Consider the following 12,253-nt stretch of genomic DNA (forward strand, 5'->3'; position numbering starts at 1 on the left):
TGCTCTGCCTTGATCATCATGTCATCAGGGCGCTTAAGGCAAAGAGAGGGCAAAGAATGAAACTGGCAGAAACCGTGACATTTGGAGGGTCGGCCCTTGATCGTGCAGCAGAGTTGCGGGGCAGCGCACAGGGCCAACCGCAAGCTGGCGATCAGGTCATTCTTTTATGGCGGGGTAAAATTCTGGTTGATAAGGCCGCAGAAACGCCCCTAGTGCGATTGCTCCTGCCGCAGCCTTTAACGGTGGGGGCGCCTTGGGTTTTTTTGGGCCAAGAGGCGGGGCAGCGTATCTTTGCCTTTGATATTTCCAGTTGGTCGCCAAACGATCAGGACCTTCCGCCAGAGGGTGCTTTTAACGATCCGTCAGAGCAATATCATCCAGAGTTGGCAGAAGGGCTGCGATTTTGCGAATTGCGCTCGTATATGACAGCCTTGTCGCCGCGCGATGCAGAATTATCCGCAACCGCAAAGGCGATGTTCCATTGGCACGCATCGCATAGGTTTTGTGCCCGTTGCGGGGCGGCCAGCGATAGCGCACAATCGGGCTGGCAGCGGGTGTGCCCGCGCTGTTCGGCGAGCCATTTCCCGCGCACGGATCCTGTTGTGATCATGCTGATCACCTCTGGACAAAACGTCCTTTTGGGGCGCTCTCCGCATTGGCCCGAGGGGATGTATTCGCTTTTGGCGGGGTTTGTGGAACCTGGAGAAACCATCGAAGCGGCGGTGCGGCGCGAAGTTTTGGAAGAATCGGGCATCCGAGTGGGGTCGGTAAGCTATTTGGCATCACAGCCTTGGGCCTTCCCAAATTCGCTCATGTTTGGCTGCCATGGCGAGGCGCTCAACACAGATATCACCATAGATCCCGACGAATTGCAGGATGCGCTTTGGATCAGCAAGGCCGAGCTGAATGATATCGTAGCGGGGATCCGCACCGATATTCTGCCCGCCCGGGCTGGATCTATCGCGCATTTTCTTTTACAGCATTGGCTTGCAGATCGTTTAGACTAACTTCATTTTAATCATCATAGGCCGATGCATTTAACGGCGCGACATAGATTGAATCATTCGCTGGAGTTCGTCAGCCAAAGGCTGACAGATTTCCAACGCTTTGAAGCGCTTGCTGAAGCGCAGGGCATTTTGCAGGATCGGCGGGGCGATTTGCAAAAGCCTTTAAGCTGTAACTGGGCTTTAGAGTTTTGGTTTCGTGGTAAAATGCGATATCCTGAACTAAGCGTGCCGCGTTTTGATACGCCGCAAGACTGGAGCTTTGAGCTGCAGGAGGCCGCGCTATTCATTCGGTGCGATATTGCGCTTGAGGCTGGCGATGAAGCGCAATGCTTTTTGCGCATTTCCTGCACGCTGCACCCGTTAAGCCTTCGCATGTTCATGCGCTTACAAGCGATCCAACTGGCGGCCCATAAAACACAAAAGCGTTTTCAAGCCGGAATTGAGCATTATATCGCGCTGGCCTTAGCGCTGCCCTAAAGCAGCAGGCCCATGGCGCGTCTGTAAAAAATATAGGGTTGAAGGCTCAGCGCGCGGTATCTGCGGGATAAGCCCCCAAAATTTTGAGCTCTGAAGTAAAATATGCCAATTCTTCTAGGGCCAATTGCACATTCTCATCCTCGGGATGACCTTGGATATCGGCGTAAAATTGGGTGGCTTGAAAACTGCCCCCCACCATATAGCTTTCCAATTTGGTCATATTAACGCCATTTGTGGCAAACCCACCCATGGCTTTATACAGCGCGGCCGGAATATTGCGCACTTGAAATACAAACGTGGTCATCATCGTGCCAGAGCCGCGGCGTGTGAAATCCGGGGCGCGAGCCATATGCAAAAACCGGGTCGTATTATGGCCATGATCTTCGATATTTTTTGCTAAAATATTCAACCCGTAGATCTCGGCAGCCAAAGCGCTGGCCAAAACGCCGCGTTCGTGGTTTTGACTCTGCGTCAGATCAGCCGCGGCGCCCGCGCTGTCAACCGCGCTGACCGGCGCAATCGCGTGATCGCTTAAAAAACGCCGTGCTTGTGGCAGCAAGACCGGATGCGCGAAAGCCTGCGTGATCGCGGATAAGGGCACACCGGGCAAGGCCATCAAACTGATCCGTACCCGGGTGAGCGTTTCGCCAATGATATGCAGCCCCGAATCGGGCAAGAGGCGGTGGATATCGGCCACCCGTCCATAGGTTGAGTTTTCCACTGGCAGCATAGCCAAATCCGCCTGATGGCTGCGCACCGCTTCGATCACATCTTCAAAGCTTCGGCAGGGTAACGGCGTCATATCGGGGCGCGCCTCTTGGCAGGCTTCATGGGAATACGCTCCCAACTCGCCTTGAAATGCGATTTTTCCGGTCATTTTTCTCTGCTTTTCTTCAACTTGGTCGTTTCGTCGCGGTTTCTACACCTTGCATACCGCGAGTGGAAGCGATTAGAAAGCGCTCAGGCATATTCAGATGGAGTTCACGCAATGCTAGACACGATGACACTTACCAAAGTTGTGGGCAGCCTTTGCGGCGCATTGTTGGTGTTTTTGCTTGGCAATTGGGTTGCCGAGGAAGTCTATCATATGGGGGGCGGGCATGGCGAAGAACACGCGGCTGGCTATTATATTGAAGTAGAAACCGCTGAAGAGGAAGCCGAAGAGGAAGAAGAAGTTGATTTTTCCGAATTGGTGGCGATGGCCGATACGGGCAAAGGCGCGAAGGTCTTTGGCAAATGTAAAGCCTGCCACAAGTTGGAAGATGGCGCCAATGGCACCGGCCCGCATTTGTATCAAGTGGTGGATCGCGACGTTGCTGCGGCAGATGGATATGGCTATTCGGGCGCCTTGATCGAAGTGGCAGATGTGTGGACAATCGAAAATCTGAACGGGTTTTTGGAAAACCCAAAATCATATGCGCCTGGCACCAAAATGGGTTTTGCGGGTCTTAAGAAAATTCAAGACCGGGCGAATGTGATCGCATATTTGGCTGAGGCCGCTCAGTAAGCTATTCGTAGAAAATTCCTTTAGAGTCTCTGAAGCGTTGCGAACGGCCGCTGCGCACGCTTCGCTGAGCTTGTGATCAGCAAGAGGGCTTAGGCTCTTCGAGGCCCATATTGCGCATAGATACCGTTTTATCAGAACGCTTCCCAATAAAGCCCATGCATCAAAACTTTGTGTTGTTTTGTGGCTTGGATATTTTGTGTCGTAGCCTATGTTTATCATTAGCGTTAAAGGGAGGTGCGGCCTGTGGTACGACATTCAAGCAAAACAGTGGTGAAAACGACATCGTGGAGCGTTCAAAACAGCCGAGTTTGGATTGGCTTATGCTTCGGATGGGCAACTCTGCTTTTGGCCAGCAGCCTCTGGGCAGAGAGTCATAGCACAAAAACCCATGGCTATTCCTTTTTTGGCGAATTGAACTATCCAGCAGATTTCGCGCATCTCGCCTATGTCAACCCAAACGCGCCCAAAGGCGGTGAAATTTCGATTTGGGGGTTTGGTACGTTCGACTCAATGAACCCTTATTCGCGCAAAGGGCGCGCCGCTGCCTTGGCCTCGGCGCCGTTTGAAAGCCTGCTCGAGGGCACCGCAGATGAGGTAGGCGCGAGCTATGGGTTGCTGGCTGAAAGCCTTGAATATCCTGAAGATGTCAGTTGGGTGCGCTTCCACATTCGCCCCGAAGCGCGGTTTTCCGATGGCAGCGCGGTAACCGCGCAGGATGTGAAATTCACCTATGATTTGTTTCTTGAGCAGGGGCTGGTGAGTTTTCGCGCCGTGCTTGGCGAATTTGTTCAAACCGTCGAAGTGCTCGATAGCAAGACGGTGCAATATACATTCTTGCCCGACTCGCCCCTGCGCGATCGGATCCCCACCGTGGGTGGATTGCCGGTCATGTCGCAGGCCTGGTTTAAGCGTACGGGCGCAAGGTTGGATGAAAGCCGCATGGAGCCCGCGATCGGCTCTGGGCCGTATCTGCTCGATCGCTATGAGATTAACCGCAACGTGATTTATACGCGCAACCCCAATTATTGGGGCAAAGATCTTCCAATCAATCGCGGCCGCAGCAATTTTGACCAGATACGGGTTGAGTATTTTGCAGATGGCAATGCAGCTTTCGAAGCCTTCAAAGCGGGCGCTTACACGGTGCGCATCGAAAATTCCTCGAAAACATGGGCAACCGGTTATGATTTTTCGGCTCTGGATGACGGTCATATGGTCAAAAAAACTCTGCCCGACGGGGGCATGGCCACGGGTCAAAGTTTTGCGATGAATTTGCGCAAAGACAAATTTTCTGATCCACAAGTGCGCGCTGCGCTGAGCCTTTTGTTCAATTTCGAATGGTCAAATGAATCGCTGTTTTACGGACAATATGCGCGGATTAATTCCTTTTGGGAAAATTCTGACATGGCCGCCTCGGGGCCTCCCGGTGTAGATGAGCTGGCCTTGCTAACGCCGCTTGTCGACCAACTTCCGGAAGGTATCTTAACCGATGACGCGGTGATGGCACCCAAGTCTGGGCCGCGGGCAACAGATCGTAAAAACCTGCGCAAAGCCTCAGCCTTGCTGGAGGCTGCAGGTTGGATCGTTGGCGAAGATGGCATGCGGCGCAACGCGGCAGGCGAGACGTTGCAGATCGAATTTATCGAACGCAGCCCAGCCTTTGATCGCGTGGTTTTGCCTTTTGTTGAAAACCTGCGCGCCGCCGGCGTAGACGCAATTTATAACCGCATCGATCCTGCGCAATATACCGATCGTACGCGCAATTTTGACTTTGATATCATCACGGATCAATTCTCGATGAATTTAGAGCCCGGCGCAGGCTTAAAGCAGTATTTTGGTTCTGAAACAGCGGATGTCTCCGTGTTTAACTCGGCTGGGATTTCATCGACTGGCATTGATGCGTTGATCGATCATGTCACCGCCGCCAGCAGCAAAGCTGAATTACGCACAGCGGTCAAAGCGCTTGACCGCGCACTTCGGGCCTACCGGTTCTGGATTCCTCAATGGTATAACGCCACGCATCGCGTTGCTTATTGGGATATGTATGAGCATCCTGACATCATCGCGCCATATTCGCTGGGGTACTTGGATTATTGGTGGTATAATGACCAGAAAGCCGCCGCGTTAAAATCGGCCGGTGTATTGAGGTAACGTAACCCATGGGCGCTTATATCGCGCGGCGACTGTTATTGGTGCTTCCGACTTTGTTGGGCATCTTGGTGATCAATTTTGCGCTGACGCAATTTGTGCCCGGTGGGCCAATTGAACAGGTTCTGGCCAATATGGAAGGCCAAGGGGATGTGTTTGAAAGCTTTTCAGGCACCAGCAGCGAAGTGGCAGAAGCCAGTGAAACCAGCGATTATGTTGGCGCGCGTGGGCTGCCCCCAGAATTTATCGCCGAGCTTGAAAAGGAATTCGGCTTTGATAAGCCGCCCCTAGAGCGGTTTTTAACCATGTTGTGGAATTACCTGCGGTTTGATTTTGGCGAAAGTTATTTTCGATCGATCAGCGTGGTGGATTTGGTCTTGGAAAAAATGCCTGTTTCGATTTCGCTGGGGCTGTGGTCAACGCTACTGGCCTATCTGATCTCGATTCCTTTGGGGATCAGGAAGGCGGTTCTGGATGGCTCGCGCTTTGATACTTGGACCAGTTGGGTGATTATTGTCGCCTATGCAATTCCGGGGTTTTTATTCGCAATCTTGCTGCTTGTGCTCTTTGCTGGGGGCTCTTTTTTGCAAATATTTCCGCTGCGTGGGCTCACATCAGATTATTTTGATCAGCTTTCGCCGGGCGAAAAAATCGTAGATTATTTCTGGCACATCACTTTGCCGATTATTGCATCCACCATTTCAGCCTTTGCCACGCTGACCTTGCTCACCAAAAACAGCTTTATGGATGAAATCCAAAAGCAATATGTGATTACAGCAAGGGCCAAAGGGTTAAGCGATCGCCGCGTGCTGTGGGGGCATGTGTTTCGCAACGCGATGCTGATTGTGATCGCGGGCTTTCCGGCGGTATTCATTGGGGTGTTTTTCGGCGGATCTTTAATTATTGAAACCATATTCTCGCTCGACGGGCTTGGGCGCATGGGGTTTGAAGCGGCGGTTGCGCGGGACTACCCGGTCATTTTTGGAACATTATTTGTGTTTGGATTGATGGGGTTGGTCGTGGGGATTTTATCGGATCTGATGTATGTGTTTGTAGATCCGCGAATTGATTTCGAAAGACGCGAAGGATGAGCCGTTTATCGCCGCTCAACCAACGTCGCTGGCGCAACTTCAAAAGCAACCGGCGTGCCTATTGGTCGCTTTGGATCTTTAGCGTGATCTTTGGGCTGTCGCTATTTGCAGAAGTGATCGCCAATGATAAGCCTATTTTGGTGCAATATCGCGGAGAATATTTCACCCCGATTACAAATTTTTATCCCGAAACCGCCTTTGGCGGTGATTTCAAAACCGAAGCGGTCTATAGCGATCCCGTGGTGCAATGCTTAATCCGCAGCGGTGGGCTGGAGATTTGCTTTGACACGCCAGAAGAGGTGATCGCACAAATTTCAAGCGGCGTGTTTGATCCCGAAACCCCAGGTTTTGAAAAGGGTTGGGCCTTATGGCCGCTGATCCCTTATTCTTATGATACGTCTGTCGAGCGCCCGGGCGCGGCGCCTTTGCCTCCGAATGCGCAAAATTGGCTGGGAACGGATGACACCAAACGCGATGTGCTGGCGCGGGTGATCTATGGGTTTCGCTTGTCGATCGTGTTCACGATTATCGTTACCACCCTGTCCAGCCTGCTTGGTATTTTTGCGGGCGCTGTGCAGGGGTTTTTTGGTGGTTTGACCGATCTTTTGTTTCAGCGTTTTATCGAAATTTGGAGCGGTGTGCCCTCGTTATTCATCATCATCATCATGTTTGCGATATTGGGGCGAAGCTTCACCTTGCTTGTGGTGTTGACCGTCTTGTTTGGTTGGATGGGGTTGGTGGGTGTGGTGCGCGCTGAATTTTTGCGGGCGCGCAATTTGGAATATGTGCGCGCGGCGCGGGCGCTGGGTGTCAGCAATTGGACGATCATGTTTCGCCATATGTTGCCAAATGCGATGGTGGCCACCCTAACGCTTCTGCCTTTTATCGTTACCGGGACCATCGGTGCCTTGGCCAGTTTAGATTTTTTAGGCTTTGGCCTGCCTTCTTCCAGCCCGTCTTTGGGCGAATTGACGCTGCAAGCCAAGCAAAACCTGCAAGCGCCTTGGCTTGGGTTCACCGCCTTTTTCACTTTTGCCATTATGCTCGCCCTTCTGGTGTTTATTTTCGAAGGGGTGCGCGATGCGTTTGACCCCAGAAAGACGTTTCAATGAGCGCCGTGCTGCAAATCCAAGATCTCAACGTGGCGTTTTCGCAGGATGGGCGGCAGGTTGACGCGGTACGCGGGGTCAGTTTTGAGGTGGCCCGCGGTGAAGTGGTGGCTTTGGTTGGCGAAAGCGGATCTGGCAAATCTGTGACCGCGATGAGCAGCGTGGCGTTGCTGGGGGCGAATGCAAAAGTCACGGGTTCTATCCGTTATAATGGCCAGCAAATGGTTGGGGCAAGCCGGGATTTGCTGCAGCAAGTGCGCGGCAATGAAATCAGCTTTATTTTTCAAGAGCCGATGACCTCCTTGAATCCATTGCACACGATTGAAAAGCAATTGCGCGAGTCAATTGAGCTGCATCAGGATCCGCGTCAAAGCCTGACAGGCGCAGAGATAGAGGCGCGGATTATCGCGTTGCTTGAGCGCGTTGGCCTGCCCGATCCCGCGTCCCGCTTGGGCGCCTATCCGCATCAATTGTCGGGCGGGCAACGCCAGCGCGTGATGATTGCGATGGCCTTGGCGAATGGACCTGAGCTTTTAATCGCGGATGAACCGACCACCGCGCTGGACGTTACTATTCAAGCACAGATTCTCGATTTATTGATGCTGTTGAAGCAACAGGATGGGATGGGGATGCTGTTTATTACCCATGATCTTGGAATTGTGCGTCAGATTGCGGATCGCGTGTGCGTGATGCAGGATGGGAAAATCGTAGAAACCGGGCCCACCAAAGATATATTCAAGGCCCCCCAGCACCCTTATACGCAAAAACTGTTAAATGCGCATTCGGTCGGGGCGCCGCAACCGTTTGACCCATCTGCCTCTGTGATTGCGCAAGCCACGAACGCTAAGATTTGGTTTCCCATCCAGCGTGGCGTGTTGAAGCGCACCGTTGGACATGTGAAGGCGGTGAATGATGTCAGTTTAACGCTGCGGGCGGGTGAAACTATTGGCATCGTGGGGGAAAGTGGATCGGGGAAATCAACTTTGGCGATGGCCATCATGCGGTTGATTTCTTTCGAGGGAAAAATCGCATTTGACGGGCGCGATATTGGCGCGCTTAAAACCCGCGATTTGCGCGCGCTGCGCAAGGATATGCAGATCGTGTTTCAAGATCCTTACGGGTCACTGTCGCCACGAATGACCTGCGCGCAGATCATTGCAGAAGGGTTGGGGGTGCATGGCACGCCAAGCGGCAGATCGCAAGAGGATCTGGTGGAAGAGATTTTGCAGGAGGTTGGGCTGGACCCTGAGATGCAGCACCGCTACCCGCATGAGTTTTCAGGGGGCCAGCGGCAGCGCATTGCGATTGCCCGCGCGATGGTGATGCGGCCAAAGCTGGTTGTGTTGGATGAACCCACATCGGCGCTGGATATGACGGTGCAAGTGCAAATTGTTGATCTGTTGCGTAATCTACAAAAAGCCCACGGCCTGGCTTATTTATTCATCAGTCACGATTTGCGTGTTGTACGCGCTATGTCGCATACTGTGATCGTGATGAAAGAGGGTGACGTGGTGGAACATGGGCCTGTTTCTGAGGTGTTTGAGGCACCCAAAACGCAATATACCCGCGGTTTGATGGCGGCGGCGTTTGGGCCGTCTGCCGAAATGCCTTTGGACACAGGGTCGGTTTAGCCAGGGCCAATCATCAAGCAATTGATGCTGCGCGCCTGCAGCTTGCGGCAGGCCAGATCTGCGCCCTCGCGCGTTAGGCCCACAAAATTTGCATCATAACCGGATCTTTGGATTATTATCTTGCGCTGTGTGCCCTGCAATGTGGCCATTTCTGAGAGCGCGGTTCGCAGAAGCATTTTTTCAGCGGCGAACCGGCTTGCGAACCGGCCAATATTGATCGCCCAATCCGGCTGGCCGCTCTGGGCTGAAATGCGCGTGACAATTTCGCGGATTTCGGCTGCGTTCTGTGTGCTCTGGCGGGTATCTCTTGGCCGCGGTTTTGGCCCTAAGCCTGCAAGCGTAACATCTGGGTTTTTAACCCCCTGATTTTGCGCTTGTTCTAAGGCTTTTTTCACGTGCTTTTGCAGGTTTTGATTGGCAAGGTTTTCGCTTGTCTCGCCCAGTATGGGCCGCGCTTTGGGGCGCAGGCTGGTTTTCGGAGCCATATGCTGGCGGGTGGTTATGCCCGCTTGCGCATAGGTCGGTTTGGTGGGCTTTGAAACCCGCGCTTGACTTGGCGCTTCACGAAAGCCCAAATCCATCAGTTTGGCCACTTGCGCGTTGCGTGTTTTGGTGGATTTTCCACCAAAAACGGTTACGATGACCCGTTCTTGATTTCGCTGCGCTGAGGCCACAAGATTAAAACCGGCAGCGCGCGTATAGCCGGTTTTAATACCGTCGGCGCCTTTGTAATTTCTTAAGAATTTGCGGTTTGTATTCCGCACATTTTTATTTGCTGCTTTATGTGTGATCCGTGAAAATAAATGATAATAATCGGGATAGTCGTAAAATAAGTGCCGCCCCAAAATGGTCATATCCCGGGCTGTTGATAAATGCCCTTTCTCGGTCAGGCCATGGGCGTTTTTGAAAGTTGTACGGGTCATGCCCAAAGCTTTTGCGGTTCGGTTCATTCGCCGCGCAAAGGCCGCTTCCGAGCCCTCAATTGCTTCGCCAAGCGCGGTTGCTGCATCATTGGCAGATTTAATCGCCGCGGCGCGTATCAAATGGCGCAGCGCCACGCGCTGGCCTTCGCGAAACCCCAGTTTTGAAGGTGGCTCTGAGGCTGCCGCGCGCGAAATGCGTACCTTCTTATCCAGTGAGATTTCGCCGGCCTCAACGGCTTCAAAAACCACATAAAGCGTCATCATCTTGGTAAGAGAGGCGGGGTGTAAGCGCGTGTTGGCGTTTTCTGAATGTAGGGTTTTGCCGGTGCGGGCATCGATCACCATGGCTGCGTAAGGGGCGGCGCTGGCGCTGAGCGGTACGATGACCATCATCCAAATCGCTGCTGCAATACATAGCCCGATGCGAGCCGGCTTTTTATGCCGTCTTACCATTTTGATCGTCCTTATCTGCCTCATGCCGCCAATTTTTTGGCTGACTTTTTATTTTTTTTATGTGTAACACATCAGACTCTACGAATAAAGCTTTCAATTCTATGGTTAAAATAGAAATTTAAGAGAATGGCTGCGCAGGGTCTGGCGCCGCGTGGCCATCCCTTTGGGCTGCCCTGTTGTGGTAAAATCACAATGCTTCAAAAACGCAGCGTTGGCGGTTAGGGTTGTTGGCGCCGTTTTTGTTCTAAAGAATTGGGTTTTGGGCGAAAGATCTGGCTGGGTAGGTTTTACAACAATGCGCGTGACGTTCGAGAAACGGTCTATTTGTAATTATCCGTATGATAATTTTGACAAGGGAGTGCATAAATTTTTGCAAAAGGCTCATTTATTTATCAAGTTTGAAGCAGAGCGCATATATGGGAGGGGTCGGTTTCTTCTTTTATAGAAGCCTCAACCCTTTTCTCTTAAGCAAGACACGTTATATTAAAGCGAACGCAGCGCAGCTTTAGTCCGAGGATGATATGATAGGGTTTGATCTTGATGTGATCGCTTCATCTGAGAATGACACAGATCAGAATGTTTTGGTTGATACGCGCAGCAAGACCAAACGGCCACCGCTGTATAAAGTTTTGCTGTTAAATGATGATTATACACCGATGGAATTCGTGGTGTTGGTACTTGAGCGCTTCTTTGGCATGAACCACGCGCAAGCATTTGATATTATGTTGACAGTTCATAAAAAAGGCTTGGCGGTTGTAGGGGTGTTCAGCCATGAGGTGGCCGAAACCAAAGTTACCCAGGTGATGGATTCGGCGCGCCAAAACCAACACCCCTTGCAATGCACGATGGAAAAAGAGTAGGCGGCGCCTGAACATTCAAACACAGGGCGCTCTTTTCCTATGTTCCATTCCCGTTTAGATCATGCGCTGGTGGAGACTGGCCTGCGCTTACCCGAGCGCGGCCGTTGCCTGGCTTTGCACCCGGAACAGGCGCTGGATTTGGCCCCTTTAAAGCGGTTGGATCTGCAATTCCTGCACCGATTTAAGCCGCAAATCACCGCCCTTGAAACCGCAGGCTATACATGGCGCGAGCGGCCTGAAGCGCCAGTTGATCTGGCCGTGGTGTATGTACCGCGCTCAAAGCGTTTGGCGCGGCATTTGGTGTTTGCAGCCAGCCGCGCCGCTCCAGATGGCGTGGTTCTGGTTGACGGGGCCAAGAGCCAAGGCATCGAAAGCCTGATCAAAGCGCTGAAAGGGCACGAAACCCTTTTGGGTTCAGTTTCCAAAGCCCATGGTAAACTTGTATGGTTTCGCCCAGAAACCGGCCTGCCCCAATGGCAAGCGGATGCGTTTGAGCCCATCGAAGAGGGGTTTGTCACTCGCCCGGGCGTATTTTCTGCCGATGCTATTGATCAGGCCTCGCGGTTTTTGGCCGAGACATTGCCCAGTGATATTTCAGGAAATGTGGCAGATTTTGGCGCAGGCTGGGGGTATCTAAGCCGGCATTTATTGCAATCGCCGGCGCTTAAAAAGCTGTATTGCGTTGAGGCAGATCGTGCCGCTTTGGATTGTCTGGCCAAAAACTGCCCCGATCCGCGGGTACAAGCAGAATGGCAGGATGTGGCGCAGTGGCGGGCACCACAAAAGCTGGACGCCGTGATTATGAATCCGCCTTTTCATATTGGCCGCGCCGCAGAGCCAAGATTGGGCCAAGATTTTATTCGCGCTGCCGCGGACAATTTAACGCCTAGGGGGCGTTTGTTTTTGGTGGCCAACCGGTCATTGCCTTACGAAACCACCTTATCGACCTGTTTCAAGCAGTGGCAGACGCTGGCGCAGGCAAATGGGTTCAAAATCCTCACCGCAGAACGGCCTCTCGCTCGCAAGGCATAAATCCGGTAGGATGCGCAG

General features: G+C 52.5%; 11 protein-coding genes. 9 read left to right on the forward strand and 2 right to left on the reverse strand.

Annotation, left to right across the window (positions count from 1 at the left end; translation table 11 throughout):
* The first annotated feature begins 56 nt into the window (after window positions 1–56).
* Both nudC and UM181_08045 read left to right on the forward strand, forming a co-directional pair.
* Entirely contained in the window at window positions 57–1,007 is a 951-nt protein-coding gene (nudC, locus tag UM181_08040; GenBank protein ID WQC64547.1) for an NAD(+) diphosphatase, read from the forward strand.
* A gap of 48 nt (window positions 1,008–1,055) precedes the next feature.
* Window positions 1,056–1,484: a hypothetical protein gene (locus tag UM181_08045; GenBank protein WQC64548.1), complete on the forward strand. Its 429-nt coding sequence runs from the start codon at window positions 1,056–1,058 to the stop codon at window positions 1,482–1,484.
* A gap of 46 nt (window positions 1,485–1,530) precedes the next feature.
* Here the strand turns inward: UM181_08045 and UM181_08050 are convergent, their stop codons facing one another.
* Window positions 1,531–2,361 (reverse strand): prephenate dehydratase, encoded by an 831-nt coding sequence (locus UM181_08050; protein ID WQC64549.1) that lies wholly within the window; start codon window positions 2,359–2,361, stop codon window positions 1,531–1,533.
* 111 nt (window positions 2,362–2,472) lie between these two features.
* Between UM181_08050 and UM181_08055 the strand changes: the two genes are divergently transcribed.
* From UM181_08055 to UM181_08075, 5 genes are all read left to right on the forward strand, one after another.
* Window positions 2,473–2,991: a cytochrome c family protein gene (locus tag UM181_08055; GenBank protein ID WQC64550.1), complete on the forward strand. Its 519-nt coding sequence runs from the start codon at window positions 2,473–2,475 to the stop codon at window positions 2,989–2,991.
* Window positions 2,992–3,234: 243 nt separating this feature from the next.
* On the forward strand, window positions 3,235–5,139 hold the full coding sequence (locus tag UM181_08060; GenBank protein ID WQC64551.1) for an extracellular solute-binding protein: 1,905 nt from the start codon (window positions 3,235–3,237) through the stop codon (window positions 5,137–5,139).
* 8 nt (window positions 5,140–5,147) lie between these two features.
* The gene (yejB, locus tag UM181_08065; protein WQC64552.1) at window positions 5,148–6,227 is read left to right on the forward strand and encodes a microcin C ABC transporter permease YejB; all 1,080 of its coding nucleotides are present in this window, start codon (window positions 5,148–5,150) and stop codon (window positions 6,225–6,227) included.
* The gene (locus UM181_08070) at window positions 6,224–7,339 is read left to right on the forward strand and encodes an ABC transporter permease (GenBank protein WQC64553.1); all 1,116 of its coding nucleotides are present in this window, start codon (window positions 6,224–6,226) and stop codon (window positions 7,337–7,339) included. Before yejB ends, UM181_08070 begins: the two co-directional genes overlap by 4 nt.
* The gene (locus tag UM181_08075; protein ID WQC64554.1) at window positions 7,336–8,967 is read left to right on the forward strand and encodes an ABC transporter ATP-binding protein; all 1,632 of its coding nucleotides are present in this window, start codon (window positions 7,336–7,338) and stop codon (window positions 8,965–8,967) included. Before UM181_08070 ends, UM181_08075 begins: the two co-directional genes overlap by 4 nt.
* On the opposite strand, the gene UM181_08080 is transcribed toward UM181_08075, so the two are convergent.
* A complete protein-coding gene (locus UM181_08080; GenBank protein ID WQC64555.1) occupies window positions 8,964–10,343 on the reverse strand; it encodes a D-alanyl-D-alanine carboxypeptidase family protein in 1,380 nt (459 codons plus the stop codon). The genes UM181_08075 and UM181_08080 overlap by 4 nt on opposite strands.
* Before the next feature lie 521 nt (window positions 10,344–10,864).
* Here UM181_08080 and clpS point away from each other — a divergent pair.
* A complete protein-coding gene (gene clpS, locus UM181_08085) occupies window positions 10,865–11,203 on the forward strand; it encodes an ATP-dependent Clp protease adapter ClpS (protein ID WQC64556.1) in 339 nt (112 codons plus the stop codon).
* Between the two features lie 39 nt (window positions 11,204–11,242).
* A complete protein-coding gene (locus tag UM181_08090; protein WQC64557.1) occupies window positions 11,243–12,235 on the forward strand; it encodes a class I SAM-dependent methyltransferase in 993 nt (330 codons plus the stop codon).
* The last annotated feature ends 18 nt before the right edge of the window (window positions 12,236–12,253 follow it).

Source organism: Alphaproteobacteria bacterium US3C007, assembly GCA_034423775.1.
Classification (GTDB): Bacteria; Pseudomonadota; Alphaproteobacteria; order Rhodobacterales; family Rhodobacteraceae; genus Thalassovivens; species Thalassovivens spotae.

Excerpts from the sequence above, each read along its gene's own strand:
- nudC (WQC64547.1), top strand. The coding sequence starts at position 57 with ATGAAACTGGCAGAAACCGTGACATTTGGAGGGTCGGCCCTTGATCGT.
- UM181_08050 (WQC64549.1), bottom strand. The coding sequence starts at position 2,361 with ATGACCGGAAAAATCGCATTTCAAGGCGAGTTGGGAGCGTATTCCCAT.
- UM181_08055 (WQC64550.1), top strand. The coding sequence starts at position 2,473 with ATGCTAGACACGATGACACTTACCAAAGTTGTGGGCAGCCTTTGCGGC.
- yejB (WQC64552.1), top strand. The coding sequence starts at position 5,148 with ATGGGCGCTTATATCGCGCGGCGACTGTTATTGGTGCTTCCGACTTTG.
- UM181_08070 (WQC64553.1), top strand. The coding sequence starts at position 6,224 with ATGAGCCGTTTATCGCCGCTCAACCAACGTCGCTGGCGCAACTTCAAA.
- UM181_08075 (WQC64554.1), top strand. The coding sequence starts at position 7,336 with ATGAGCGCCGTGCTGCAAATCCAAGATCTCAACGTGGCGTTTTCGCAG.
- UM181_08080 (WQC64555.1), bottom strand. The coding sequence starts at position 10,343 with ATGGTAAGACGGCATAAAAAGCCGGCTCGCATCGGGCTATGTATTGCA.
- clpS (WQC64556.1), top strand. The coding sequence starts at position 10,865 with ATGATAGGGTTTGATCTTGATGTGATCGCTTCATCTGAGAATGACACA.
- UM181_08090 (WQC64557.1), top strand. The coding sequence starts at position 11,243 with ATGTTCCATTCCCGTTTAGATCATGCGCTGGTGGAGACTGGCCTGCGC.